The 12,887-nt window shown below is 72.5% G+C and carries 11 protein-coding genes; 6 read left to right on the top strand and 5 right to left on the bottom strand.

The genetic code is table 11. From position 1 onward, the window contains the following. Positions 1-114 precede the first annotated feature (114 nt). Positions 115-987: an IclR family transcriptional regulator gene (locus LZ495_RS37400; protein WP_235057633.1), complete on the bottom strand. Its 873-nt coding sequence runs from the start codon at positions 985-987 to the stop codon at positions 115-117. A gap of 103 nt (positions 988-1,090) precedes the next feature. Between LZ495_RS37400 and LZ495_RS37405 the strand changes: the two genes are divergently transcribed. Both LZ495_RS37405 and LZ495_RS37410 read left to right on the top strand, forming a co-directional pair. Continuing rightward, the gene (locus tag LZ495_RS37405; RefSeq protein WP_235057634.1) at positions 1,091-1,552 is read left to right on the top strand and encodes a 2,4'-dihydroxyacetophenone dioxygenase family protein; all 462 of its coding nucleotides are present in this window, start codon (positions 1,091-1,093) and stop codon (positions 1,550-1,552) included. A gap of 11 nt (positions 1,553-1,563) precedes the next feature. Continuing rightward, positions 1,564-2,790, top strand: a complete 1,227-nt coding sequence (locus LZ495_RS37410) for a cytochrome P450 (RefSeq protein ID WP_235057635.1) — start codon at positions 1,564-1,566, stop codon at positions 2,788-2,790. On the opposite strand, the gene LZ495_RS37415 is transcribed toward LZ495_RS37410, so the two are convergent. The 3 genes from LZ495_RS37415 to LZ495_RS37425 form a co-directional block, all read right to left on the bottom strand. Beyond that, positions 2,787-3,092: a hypothetical protein gene (locus tag LZ495_RS37415; protein WP_235057636.1), complete on the bottom strand. Its 306-nt coding sequence runs from the start codon at positions 3,090-3,092 to the stop codon at positions 2,787-2,789. The genes LZ495_RS37410 and LZ495_RS37415 overlap by 4 nt on opposite strands. A 138-nt stretch (positions 3,093-3,230) precedes the next feature. Continuing rightward, positions 3,231-3,878, bottom strand: coding sequence for a response regulator (locus tag LZ495_RS37420; protein WP_235057637.1), 648 nt, complete (start codon positions 3,876-3,878; stop codon positions 3,231-3,233). Next, the gene (locus LZ495_RS37425) at positions 3,866-5,143 is read right to left on the bottom strand and encodes a sensor histidine kinase (RefSeq protein WP_235057638.1); all 1,278 of its coding nucleotides are present in this window, start codon (positions 5,141-5,143) and stop codon (positions 3,866-3,868) included. Before LZ495_RS37425 ends, LZ495_RS37420 begins: the two co-directional genes overlap by 13 nt. A gap of 137 nt (positions 5,144-5,280) precedes the next feature. On the opposite strand from LZ495_RS37425, the gene LZ495_RS37430 reads away from it, so the two are divergent. After that, positions 5,281-6,057, top strand: a complete 777-nt coding sequence (locus LZ495_RS37430; protein ID WP_235057639.1) for an ABC transporter ATP-binding protein — start codon at positions 5,281-5,283, stop codon at positions 6,055-6,057. A 17-nt stretch (positions 6,058-6,074) separates the two neighbouring features. Further along, the gene (locus LZ495_RS37435; RefSeq protein WP_235057640.1) at positions 6,075-8,558 is read left to right on the top strand and encodes an ABC transporter permease; all 2,484 of its coding nucleotides are present in this window, start codon (positions 6,075-6,077) and stop codon (positions 8,556-8,558) included. Between the two features lie 19 nt (positions 8,559-8,577). On the opposite strand, the gene LZ495_RS37440 is transcribed toward LZ495_RS37435, so the two are convergent. Beyond that, a complete protein-coding gene (locus tag LZ495_RS37440) occupies positions 8,578-10,272 on the bottom strand; it encodes a SpoIIE family protein phosphatase (protein ID WP_235057641.1) in 1,695 nt (564 codons plus the stop codon). 199 nt (positions 10,273-10,471) lie between these two features. Here LZ495_RS37440 and LZ495_RS37445 point away from each other — a divergent pair, with 199 nt between their 5' ends. Beyond that, complete coding sequence (locus LZ495_RS37445) at positions 10,472-12,187, top strand: SulP family inorganic anion transporter (protein ID WP_372498701.1); 1,716 nt, start codon at positions 10,472-10,474, stop codon at positions 12,185-12,187. Positions 12,188-12,197: 10 nt separating this feature from the next. Further along, positions 12,198-12,365, top strand: a complete 168-nt coding sequence (locus tag LZ495_RS37450; protein WP_235057643.1) for an AAA family ATPase — start codon at positions 12,198-12,200, stop codon at positions 12,363-12,365. The last annotated feature ends 522 nt before the right edge of the window (positions 12,366-12,887 follow it).

Below are 12,887 nucleotides of genomic sequence, written 5' to 3' on the forward strand. Positions count from 1 at the left end.
CCCACACGTCTTCCTATTCCCGCCCCCCCCCCCCCCCCCCCCCCCCCCCCCCGCCCCCCCCCCCGGGGGGGGCGGGCGCCCCCCACGTCGTTGTGTCCCGGGTTCGGTCGCGCTTCAGCTCGGCGAGGGGGTCGGGGGGTGGCCTCCGCAGAGGGTGGTCAGTTGGTTGGCGACATCGGTCAGGTGGGTGGCGAGGGTGCGGACCTCGGCGCGGGGGGCGTCGGGGCGTAGGAGGTGGAGTTCTACCTCGTAGCGCGGTCTGCCGTCGTGGCCGAAGACCGGGGCTGCCATGTAGGAGACCGGGAGGGTCTCGGCGTTCTGGAGTTCGCCGGAGAGGTAGCCGCGGCCGATGCGGCGGAGGAAGGCGGACATCTGGGGCAGGTCGCTGCGGCCGGTCAGTGCCGACATGGTGCGGATCGCCTCGGTCACCTGCTCCATTGCGTCGTCGAGGCGCCAGATGCCGACGCCTTCGGCGCGCACGGTGGCCAGGAAGCGGTCGAGGTGTTCGCGGGCGGCCGGGTCGGGGGTGCGGGCCAGCCATTCGCGGCGTTCGGCGGGGGTCCGGAAGGCCATCACGACGGCGCCGAACGGCGGGAAGATCGGGAGGCGGGTGCGGTCGGCCGGGCCGGGGCGGCCGCGGCCGGACGAGGCGACGACGCTGGTGTGGTCGGCGGCGACCCGGCTGAGCGAGGCGGCGAGGCCGGTGGCGGCGCTGAGTTCGCGCAGCAGGTCCTGGGCGCCGTCGACCACGGGTACGCGCGCCAGGACTGCGCCGGCGATCGGGACCAGGCCCGCACCGGCGCGGTAGGCGCGGTCCTCGCCGCGCTCCGCCCAGCCGTGGTGCTCGAGTGCGCCGAGGACGGCTGCGCACGTCGCGCGGTTGAGGCCGAGGCGCTCGCTGATCTCGGAGAGTGCCGCCCCGTCCTCCGCGTCGAGGAGCAGTTCCACGATCGCGATGACCCGGTCGGTGGGCGGTGACGTCGACATTGCTCTTGTCCCTCCTCGGCGGCGCCGCTATGTTCGCCGAATAGATGGCGATAGTACGCCGAATATTCGGCGCCTGCCAAGGCCGAACCCGAAGGAGCACGCCATGACAGCCACCGCCGCGGGGCCCGAACTGTCGGTCCACATCGGGTCGGACGACCTGCCGTTCGTGGAACTGGGCGGCGGCAACAAGCTCAAGGTCATCTGCGTCAAGGCGCAGGAGGGGCTGTGGATCGTGGAGAACGTCTTCCAGCCCGGCTTCGCCGTGCAGACCCACCGGCACACCGGCCCGGTCTACGCGTACACCGTGTCCGGGGCGTGGAAGTACACCGAGTACGACTACGTCAATCGCGCTGGTTCGTTCCTGTTCGAGCCCGCCGGATCGGTGCACACCCTGACGTGTGTCGAGCCCGACACGCGCGTGTGGTTCCAGATGTACGGCGCCAACCTCAACCTCGACGCGGACGGCAATATCGAGTCCGTGACCGACGGCCCGGCTTCGCTCGAGTCCTACTACCGGCTGTGCGAGATGCAAGGGCACGGCCGTCCGAACGTCCTGGTCGCCTGAGGAGCCGCCGTATGACCGCCACCCCCGACACCGTCCCCGCCGGCGTGCCCGACATCTACAGCCCGGACTGCTACACGGGCGGCGTCCCGCACGGGATATTCACCGAACTACGCCGCACCAGCCCGGTGTTCTGGCAGGACATGCCCGGCGAGCCCGGCTACTGGGCGGTGCTCAAGCATGCGGACGTCGAGTACGTCTCGCAGCACCCTGAGCTCTTCTCCGCGGAGCGCGGCGGAATAGTCCTGGAGGACCTGGACGAGGTACGCCTCGACCAGCTCCGCGGCACTCTGCTCGCGATGGACCCGCCGCAGCACCGCGCGTACCGCAAGCCGCTGGTGAAGTCCTTCACGGCACGCGTCGTCAGCGGCATGGAAGGCCGCATCCGGGAGATCTGCCGCGAGATCTTCGCCCGCATCCCGGACGGCGACGTCGAGTTCGTGCACGACGTCACCTCCAGCCTCCCCACCCAGGTCATCGGCGAGCTCATGGGGCTGCCGGAGGAGGACTGGGCCTACCTCCACCGCCTGGCCGAGCGGACCAACAGCCAGCAGGACCCCGAGGCCGCCCGCGACGGTTACGGACCCGGCGACGCATCGCGGGAAATGGCGATGTACGCCGTGCAGTTCGCCATGAAGCGGCGCACTGAGGAGCCCCGCGAGGACCTCACCACGCTCATTCTGGAGTCCGAGTTCGGCGGCAAGATGATGACCGACATCGAATTCGGTTCCTTCTTCATGCAGTTGGTCACCGCGGGCAATGACACCACCAAGACCATGCTGTCCGGCGGCCTGCACGCACTGCTCACACACCCGGAGCAATTGGCCGCACTCCGCGCCGACCCGTCCCTCATCCCCGGAGCCGTCGAGGAGATCCTGCGCTGGGCCAACCCGCTGCACTACTTCCGGCGTACCGCGACGCAGGACGTCGAGCTGCGCGGCGTGCAGATCAAGGCGGGCGACAAGGTCGCCATGTATTACTCGTCCGCGAATCGCGACGAGGAAGTATTCGAGGACGCGCAGGCCTTCGACATCTCGCGGCGCCCCAACCCGCACCTGTCGTTCGGCTTCGCCGAGCACTTCTGCCTGGGCGTGCACATCGCGCGCCTGGAAGGCCGGGTGTTCTTCGAGGAACTGCTTGCGGCGTTCCCCCGCATCGAGCTCCTCGGCGCGCCCACCCGGCTTCGCTCCAACCTCAACAACGCCCTGACGGCCTTGCCGGTACGCCTGATGCGCAGCTAGGGAACGCCGGGCAGGGAACGGGCCAAGTCGGTCAGGGTCTTGGCGAAGAGCTCGGGGTCCAGGGTGTGCATGGCGTGGCCCATCTCCGGAAACGACAGGTAGTCGCAGCGGTTGCCGGCCGCGGTGACCAGCTCCCGGGCCCGGGAGGCCTGGACGTCGGCGAGGGCACCCAGGAGGCGGCCGGCCGCGTCGATCGTGCGGAAGTGGTGGGTGAGCAGTACGGGGGTCTTGACCGCGGGGCCGTACCGGTGCGCAGTCTTGATTTCCCTTCGCGGGACTTCGGCCTTCGGGCTTCCGGGCATGCCTGACAGGGATTCAACTACGTTCGGTTGGTTGGAGGTTGGCCACATGGCCCAGATTGCGACGCGGCACTTGGGCTCGGCGACCAAAAGCCGGCATCGTCCGGACGCGGTTTCTCGTCCGGACGATGCAGTTCGGCGTCACTGCTCCCGGAGGTAGGTGAGGACGGCCAGGACGCGGCGATGGCCGGCCTCGTCGGTCAGCAGGCCGAGCTTGGTGAAGATGTTGCGGATGTGCTTGTGGATCGCGGCTTCGGTGACGTGGAGTTCGGCCGCGATGTCGGCGTTGCGGTGGCCTTGGGCCATGAGTTGGAGGACGTCGCGTTCTCGGGCGGTGAGCGCGGCGAGAGGGCTGCTGACGCGGGTCCGGCGCATGAGGGTGGTGACGACCTCGGGGTCGAGGACGGTCTCGCCGCGCGCCACGCGGTCGATGGTGCGTAGGAAGTCCTCGACGGCGCCGACGCGTTCCTTGAGGAGGTAGCCGACCGCACCGGCCCCGTCGGCGAGGAGGTCGCCGGCGTACTTGGTCTCGACGTGGGCCGACAGGACGAGCATCGGAAAACCGGGGCGGAGGGCGCGGACCTGCATGGCGGCGCGGAGGCCTTCGTCGGTGTACGTGGGCGGCATGCGCACGTCGACGATGGCGAGGTCCGCGGCGGACTCCTCGATGGTCTCGTGGAGGCCTTCGGCGTCCGGGCGGGCGGCGACGACGTCGATGCCCTCGGCGGCGAGCAGGGCGGCGAGCCCTTCACGCAGGAGGGTGTCGTCCTCGGCGATCACGACTCGCACGGGAGCTCCATCCGGACCGCGGTCGGGCCGCCGGGCGGGCTGGTGAAGGCGACGGTCCCGCCGAGCGCCTCGATCCGGCTCTCGATGCCGGACAGGCCGGTGCCCTTTGCCGGTTCGGCGCCGCCGTGTCCGTTGTCGGTCACGGTGGTGATGACGCGCATGTCGCCGTGGTCCTCCGTCCAGGTGAGGTGGATGTCGCACGTGGTCGCGCCGCTGTGCTTGGCCACGTTGGTGAGTGCCTCGGCGACCGAGAAGTACAGGGCGGCGTCGACGGATGCCGCGGTGGGGGCCGGGGCTTCGATGTGCAGCCGGGTGGGAATCTGCATGCGGTCGGCCAGCATGCCCAGGGCCGGTACGAGGCCTTCCTCGGCGAGGGCGGGCGGGTAGACGCCGCGGATGATGCGGCGCATTTCGGCGAGCGCGTCGCGGCTGGCGTCCTGGGCCTTGGCCAGCGTGGTCGCGATATCGCCCTTGCCGGTGGTCAGTTGGCGTTGCGCGGTGCCGATGAACATGGAGACGGCGACCAGCCGGTTCTGTGCCGCGTCGTGCAGGTCGCGTTCGATGCGCCGCAGTTCGGCGCTGTGCAGGTCGACTGCGGAGCGGCGGCGCTGTTCTTCCATCCGGGCGCGGAGGCGGAGTTCCTGGTCGCGGCCGGGGGCGAGGAGGCGTTCGAGGAGCTTCGCGTCGGCGGCGGCGACGGCGGGTACGGCGAACCACCAGGCGGCCAGCCCGGCAAGGCCGATCAGGCCGGACGCCGCGGCGAGCCACCAGGACGTGATCACGAAGAACTGCTCGGCCGGCTTGCCGTCCGGCATCGCCCACCAGTACGCGGGCAAGGCCAGGGCCTGCACGGACAGCACCGGCACGAGGATGCTGACCGCGCCGAGCGGGATCCCGACGACGATCCGCTGGAGAAGGGCGGCCAGGTCGCGGGGCAGCGTGCCGTCGGCAATGCGGCGGGCAGGGCCCGCCCCGGGTGCGGGAGGAAGGTACGGGGAGCCGATGCGCCGCCCCAGCGCCCGGCCGACCCGGCCCCGTTCGGCGCCGCACCAGCGCCGCAGCAGCCCGGACGCGGTCCCGGCGAGCAGCAGTCCGACGCCGACCAAGGACAGCGCGGCGACGAGCACGAGGAACGCGAGGACGAGGAGGCCGTGGAGCCCGGCGAGGCCGCCGCCCAGCAGGTAGCGGGCCGAACGGGCCAGGCGCCGGAGCGGCTTGGCGTCGTGCGGCCGCCCAACGCTGCCGGCGTCTTCCGGGGAGCTCACCGGGCGAGCCTACTTCCCCGCCGCCGTCCGGTCCCGGAGGTATAGCCGGCACCACCATGCAGGTGGGAGCCCGTGCCACCCAGGGTCGGGCGTGCAGGGGACTGTGCCGCACGGGCCCCGAATCTACGGTCGAAAGCGTGAAGAAGCACAAGGGCGGACACCCCGGAAACCACGCCGAGCACGCCGAGCACGCCGTGACGATCAGCGGCCTGAGCAAGAGCTTCGGCACCGACGCCACCCGCTTCTGGGCGCTGGCCAACATCGATCTCACGGTCGCGCCGCGGACCTTCACCGCGATCATGGGACCGTCCGGATCCGGCAAGACGACCCTGCTGAACTGCCTTCTGGGCCTGGACAAGCCCGACACCGGCGCGATCCGCATCGGCGGCACCGACATCACCGCGCTGGACGAGGCCGGGTTGGCCGAGATGCGGCGCTCGCACGTCGGCGTCGTGTTCCAGTCCTACAACCTCATCCCGTCGCTGAGCGTGGCCGACAACATCTCGCTGCCGCTGCGGCTGGCCGGGCGCCCGATCGACATGCGCCGGGTGCGGGAACTCGCCGACACGGTCGGCGTCGGGGCCACGCTCGACCGCCGGCCGGCACAGTTGTCCGGCGGCCAGCAGCAGCGCGTCGCGTTCGCGCGGGCGCTGGTCACCGATCCGGAGCTGATCGTCGCCGACGAGCCGACGGGGGCGCTGGACACCGCGTCGAGCGACGTCGTCCTCGGCCTGCTCCGGTCGATCGTCAGCGATCTCGGACAGCGGGTGCTGCTGGTCACGCACGACCCGCGGGCCGCGGCGGTCGCGGACCGCGTGCTGTTCCTGCGGGACGGGCGTTGGCACGGCGAACTCCGCGGTGCTGCCGAAGGCCGGATCGCCGCGGCCCTGGCAGACCTCGGGCGGCGGTCGTGAAGGGGCTCGCGCGGCTGATGCTGCGCGCACGTCGCGGCCAGGTCGCCGCGCTCGCCGTGACGGTGTTCTTCTCCGCGGTACTGGTGGGGGCGTTCGGCGTCCTCCTGGAGACCGGGGTCCGCGGCAAGGTCGCGACCGGCGAATACTCCGGTGCGCCGCTGCTGGTCGCGGCCGAGCAGGCGGTGCCGGTCGACGGCGACGTCGACATGACGGTCCCGGGCCGGGCGCTGCTGCCCGCCGCACTGGCGGACGAGATCCGTGCGGCGCTGCCGGGCTCCCGCGTCGTCGCGGACCGCATCGTGCCCGCGGTGCTCGGTGCCCGGTCCGGCGGCGCCGAGCCGGTGGACGCGCATCCCTGGTCGGCGTTCGCCCTCGGGGACCGCGAACTCGCCGCCGGGCGCGCGCCGGAGGGCCCGGGCGAGATCGTGCTGCCCGGCCATGCCGCCCGCGCCCGCGGCCTGGAGATCGGGGCCCGGACCGTGCTGGGCTTCGGCGACCAGGCCGTTGCGTACACGCTAGTGGGGACCACCACGGCCGACGACTCAGGCGTGGACGTCCCGGACGTGTACCTGAGCGACCAGGAGATCGGGACGCTCGGCAACCCCGACCGCAGCGTGGCGGCCATCGGCGTGTGGCCGCAGGCCGCATCCCGGGCGGACGTCCTCCCCGGCATGCTCGCGCCGGCCCGCGCACGGCTGTGGGACGGCGGCGACCGGGGCCCGGTCGAAGCGGTGTCCCAGGGCCGCGCGAAGGCGACGCTCGTGTCGGCGGCCGGGGCGCTCGGCGCCCTCGCGTTCATCGTCGCGGTGTTCACGGTCATCGCCCTCACCTCGCTGCAGATCCGCGAGCGGTCCCGCGAGTTGGCGATGCTCCGGATCGTCGGCGCCACGCCGCGGCAGGTGAAGCGGCTGCTGCGGTCGGAGATCCGGATGGTCGCCGGACTGGCCGGCGGCCTGGGCGGGCTCGTCGGGCCGTTCGCAGGCGCGGCCCTGATCGGCGTCATCCGGTCGTGGGGCGTGCTCCCCCGGACCCTTGAGCCGGTCTACGGCCCGCTGCCCTTCGCCGTGGCAATGCTGACCGGCCTCGTCGCCGCGGAGACCGCCACCCGCGTCGCAGTACGCCGGGTCGCCCGCAGCAGCCCGCTGGGACTGCTCGACGGCGGCGACGCGAACCCCCCGGGTGCGCCGCGGACGGGTCGGCGCACGGCACTCGGTCTGGCGCTCCTCGCGATCGGCATCGTGATGGCACTGGCCCCGGCGTACACGTCCAATGTGGATGCGGCCAGCGGACTGCCCGGTATCTCCGGGCTGGTGATGGCGCTGTCGATCGGCCCGCTGAGTCCGTACGTGGTGCGGGCGGCAGCCGCGGCCGTGCGCCGGCCGGCCATGCGCACGGCCGCCGCCTATATGGCGCTCGGCAGCATCCGCCACCGGGCCGCCCGGGTCGGCGGGGCGCTGACCCCGATCGTGCTCGGGGTCGCGCTGGGTGCGGTGCAGCTCTCCGGTGCGGCGACGGTCGGCGCGGTGTCGGCCGCGCAGGCGGAGGCGGGCGCGCGGACCGATCTCACGGTCACCGTGCCGGGTCCCGGCATCGGCGAGCGGACGGCCGAACTCGTGCGCGGCGTAACCGGGGTCGGCTCCGCCACCCCGTTCGTGGCGGCGGGCGTCATCGTGCAGCCGCCCGCGGGCAGCGGCAACAGCCCGCAGACCCTGAACGCGCTCGGCATCGCCGGCGACCAGGTGGAGCAGTACGCCGAACTCGAGCCGACCGGTGGCGACCCGATCCGGCTCCGGGAGGGCGAGGTCGCACTCGGCGTCCTCGGCGCGGCGCAGTTGGGCGCCCGCGTCGGCGACCGGGTCACCGTCGTGCTCGGCGACGGCCGGGCGCTCACGCGGCAGGTCGGCGTGCTGTACGAACGCGGCCTCGGCTTCGGCGAAGTGCTCCTGCCGCTTGCCGACCTGCTGCCGGCCACCGCGTCCGGGCGTGCCTCCGGGCTGGCCGTCACGGTCCCCGGCTCCGCCTCGGCGGCACAGGTGGCGGACGGCATCCGCGACCGCCTGGCGGACGTCCCGGGGGCCGAGGTCACCGGTTCCACCGGCGGCACCGGCGGCGACGCTGCGGGCGGCGAGGAGAAGTTCGGGCTGCTGATCCTGCTGGTCCTCTTCGGCTACATCGCCATCGCGGTCGCGAACTCCCTGGTCACCGCGACGCTCTCGCGCCGCTCGGAGTTCGCGCTGCTGGCCGCCGTGGGGGCCACGCCGCGCCAGCGGCGCTCGGTCCTGCGCTGGGAGGCCGCCGTGCTGGCCGCGACCGCGTGCCTGGTCGGCACCGCGTTCGCGCTGCCCGGGCTGGTCGGCATGACGTACGCGCTGAGCAACGGCGACCGCTTGATGCCCGCGATCGACCCCGTCGCGTTCACCTCGATCGTGGCCTTCACCTTCGTGCTCGTCTTCTCCGCCACCGCACTCGCCGGCCGGTCCGTCCTGCGCGCGCCGCGCTGACCCGCGCCGAACGCGCGGGCTACCCCGGGGGCGTGTACCGGACGCGGGCCGCGATGACCGCGACGTCGTCGTCCACGTCCCCGGTGAGCAGTGCGGCGAGGGCGGCGTCCACGAGCGAGTCGAGCGGCAGGTGGCCGGGCAGCCCGAGTGCGGTGAGGCGCCGCAGCGAGGCATCAATGTCCTCGTCGCGGCGTTCGACCAGGCCGTCGGTGTAGAGCAGCAGGGTGTGGTCGGGGGTGGTGCACGGCGCCGTGTGCCGGGCGTAGCCGCCCAGCCCGGTGCCCAGCGGCGGCCCGGCGGTGAGCGGCAGCAGTTCGACGCTGCCGGAACCGTCGACGTACGCCGGCGGCAGGTGCCCGGCGCCCGAGTAGGTGTAGGTGCCGAGGCGGGCGTCGGCCAGGGCCAGCAGGCACGTCGCCGGGCGGATGTCGGCCAGCCGCGAGGCGCGTTCGTCCATGCGCTCCAGGACGCGGTGCGGCTCGGGGTCCTTGCGGGCCTCCTCGCGGAGCATGGTGGCGTAGTGGCTCATGTCGACGGCGGCGGAGATGCCGTGCCCCATCACGTCGCCGATCACGAGCAGGGTGCGGCCGTCGTCGAGCGGGATGCTGTCGAACCAGTCGCCCCCGACCAGGGCGCTGCGCTCGGCGGGCAGGTAGCGCGAGGCGATCCGGATGCCGGGATGCGGTTCGCTCGGCCGGGACAGGAGGGCCTGCTGCAGTTCGCGGGCGATGTGGTGCTCGCGGGTGTAGCGGTGCGCGTTGTCGATCGCGACCGCGGCCCGGCCGGCCAGGTCCTTGGCGGTGACGACGTCCTCCGGGGTGAACTCCGGGGAGCCGTCCACCCGCACGAGGACGACGATGCCGACCGTCTCGCCGCGCGCGGTCAGCGGGACGATCAGCCGCGACCGCACGCCGATCGCCCGGTAGACGGGCACCCGCTCGGCGGTCGTCGCGGCGAGTGCGGGGTCGTCCCCGGGCCGCAGGTCGACCAGGTCGGGGCGCCCGGTCGCCAGGATGCCGGGGATCGGCGTGCCGGGGCCGTAGTCGTTGTGCGGCCCGGGTTCGCCGTAGGCGCCGATGCCGGCCTGCAGGCAGTCGACGGACACCGTGGCGGCCCGGCGCAGGCGTACCGCGTGCGCGGCGGGCGGCCGGGTGCCGTCCTCGGGTTCGTGCGGCACCACCTCGACGGTGACCCCGTCGGCGAGCCGCGGTACGAGGAACCTGGCGAGTTCGCGGCAGGTGCGGTCGACGTCGAGGGTGGTCCCGATGCGGGTGGCGGCCTGGTCCAGCGTGGTCAGCCGCTGCTGGGCCCGCTCCAGTGCGCGCTGCTGCTCCTGCGCGGGGGTGACCTCCAGCAGGATGCCGATGATGCCGAGGACTTCGCCGTCCTGTTCGACCCGGTGGTACGCGGCATGCCAGAAGCGGCGCTCGGAGGCGGACGTCGCGCGGGTGTGGCCGCTGGCCATGACCTCGCGGGGCACGCCGTCGGCCAGGACCTCGCGCAGCACGTCGTCGCAGGCGTCGAGTTCGGGCATGACCTCGGCGACCGTGCGGCCCAGGTGCTCGGCCACCGGGAAGCCATTGATGCGGGCGAGTGCGGGGTTGACGTAGGCGAACCGCAGCCCGGGGTCGAACACGACGACGCCGGCGCCGGTGCCGTCCAGCATCTGGCCGAGGATGGCACGGGCCAGCGGCGAGGAGGGGTCGTCGAGCATCTGCGTCCCCGTCCTTCCCGTGCGCGTCGAGGGCCGACGAGGTGCGCCCCAGCCGAAATGCCATCTTTTTCCATCTTGTTCAATCTTTTTCCATATTCTTCCGCGTCGCACGCCGGACCGCCCGAGCACGCGCCGCGCCGTTTGGTTTTGTCTGATTCTGGCGAATATTGCCCGTATTGCCCGAGGGAAGGGGATCAGGGTGAAGGCGACAGCGGGCCGGGCCCGTCGGCCGCTGCCCGCGTGGTCCCGCAACCGGGGGCGAAATCGGGGCCGGAAATGGGGACGGCCGAAGCCTGCCGATGCGTCCGCCGGGTTCGTCACCGGCATGTTCAGCATCCCCGAGGGCATGGCCTACGCCAGCATCGCGGGGTTCAATCCGGTCGCCGGCCTCTTCGCGGGCGTCGTCCCGACGATCGCCGGCTCGCTGACCGGCCGGACCGTGCTCATGGTCACCACGTTGACCAGCGCGATCGCCCTCACCTCGCAGAGCGTCCTGAAGGACGCCGGGCTCGACCCCGCGGACGCCGGGAACGTGGCCGCGCTCGCCGTGCTGACCGGCGTCGTCATGCTGCTCCTGGGCCTGCTGCGGCTCGGCTCGGTGCTGAGCTTCGTGTCCAACGCGGTGATGGTCGGCTTCGCCACCGGCATCGCGCTGCAGATCATCACCGGGGTCCTGAAGGACGCCACCGGCTACACCCCGCAAGGCCACAACAAGCTGCGCCAATTGGGCGACTGGATCTGGCACATCGGCGATTGGCAGCCCACCGCGACGCTGGTCGCCGCGGGGACGGTCGCGGTGTGGGCGGCCGCACGGGCGTTCCGGCGGCTCAAGCCGGTCGCCCTCCTGATCGCCATGGTCGTCGTGTCGGTGGCCGCCGAGCTCGCGGACGCGGACGTCGAACGCGTCGCGGACATCGCCGCCATCCCCAGCGCCCTCCCGCACGTCACCGCACCCGACTGGGGCGCCATGCCGCACCTGCTGGGCGGCGCCGTATCGGTCGCGCTCGTGGCCCTCGCGCAGGCCGCGAGCATCGCCCCGACCGTCCCCAACCCGGACGGCTCCAAGTCGTCCGTCGATGCGGACTTCACCTCGCAGGGCCTGGCCAACGCGGTCGGCGGGTTCTTCCAGTCCCTCCCGGTCGGCGGATCGCTGTCGCGCACCGGGGTCGCCGTGGACGCCGGGGCCCGCACCCGCTGGGCCGGCGTCTTCTCCGGGATCTCCCTCGCCCTGGTCGTGGTGCTGTTCGGCGGCCTGGCCGAACGCATCCCCATGCCGGTCATCGGCGGCCTGATCCTGGTCGTCGGCGGCGAACTCGTCTGGGGCAAACGCGGCGACATCCTCCTGGTGCTGCGCACCTCGTGGCTGTCCTCCGCCGCGATGGCCGCCACCTTCGCCGCCACCACCCAGCTCCCGCTCCAGCAGGCCATCATCCTCGGTGCGGTCCTCTCCCTCCTGCTCTACTGCGCCCAGGCGGCCCGCCAGGCGAGACTCATCGGGCTCACCCGCGACGCGGACGGCTTCTGGACCGCGGGCCGGCCGCCCGAGCGCATCACCGGCGACTCCGTGACGGTCCTCGCGTACGACGGGGTCAGCCTCTTCGCCGAGATGCCGCGCATCGACGCCGACTGGCCCGAGGCCAGTGGCGAGCGCAATGTGGTCGTGCTGGTGCTGCGGATGGTGCCGGACGTGCCGTCGTCCCAGATGCTCAAGCTCCTGCGCAGACGCGCCGACGACCTGGGCGCGCACGGCGGCCGCCTCATCCTCGCGGGCGTCGAGCCGGGACTGGCCGAAGTCCTGCGCAGCACCGGCACCGGCCGGCACCTCGGCATCGTCCCGGCCGGTGCCCGGCTGTTCGGCTCGCTGGAGGAAGCGGTCGCCCTCGCGAACGCGTGGCAGGCCGGGCCCCGCGACTAGAGTCGTGATCATGATGTACGGACGGGCCGAGGAGGCCGCCGTCGTCGCGCGCCTGCTCGACGATGCCAGGGCAGGGCGCAGCGGGACCCTCGTCGTGCGCGGCGAAGCCGGGATCGGCAAATCGCTGTTCCTGGACCGGATCGGCGGGCTGCCCGAGCGCCAGCGGGGCCGCGCCTGACGAACGTCCCGGGCGGGCTGCGCACCTTCGAGCAGCGCGCGCCGGCCGCCGCTTCGGCCGGCGATCTCCGGCCCGTGGTCCACGAGTTCCCTCTTGCCGCGGCGTCCGCCGCGCACGCCTTCCTGGCCGAGGACCGGGCCGTCGGCACGGTGGTGCTGGTGCCCTGAGCCCCGTGACCGGCGTCCGGCAGCCCCCGAAAATGGCACCAGAAGATCATCATCAAAGCCGCAAAAATGATCAGAACCCTATGGCTGCCGCGCACGCCGAACGGGGTGCGCCACTCCGGTGAACGGGTGACCGATCGGCGCGGCGATGAGAAAGCGGGTACCTCGGCCCGTCGCGAGATCCCGGATCTGCGCAAGGACGAACTGCGAGAAGGCAGCAGCGGTCGACCCGCAGAGCCGACCGCCTCGATGCGGCATTGGCAGGTATTGCTGTAGCTATGCCAGGCAATCAGGTGAGATCTAACTAGTTGGCACCTTGATCATGACTACCATCCCCTTCCGTGACAGATAGTCAAAG

This window comes from Yinghuangia soli, assembly GCF_021502675.1.
In the GTDB taxonomy this organism is placed as follows: Bacteria; Actinomycetota; Actinomycetes; order Streptomycetales; family Streptomycetaceae; genus Yinghuangia; species Yinghuangia soli.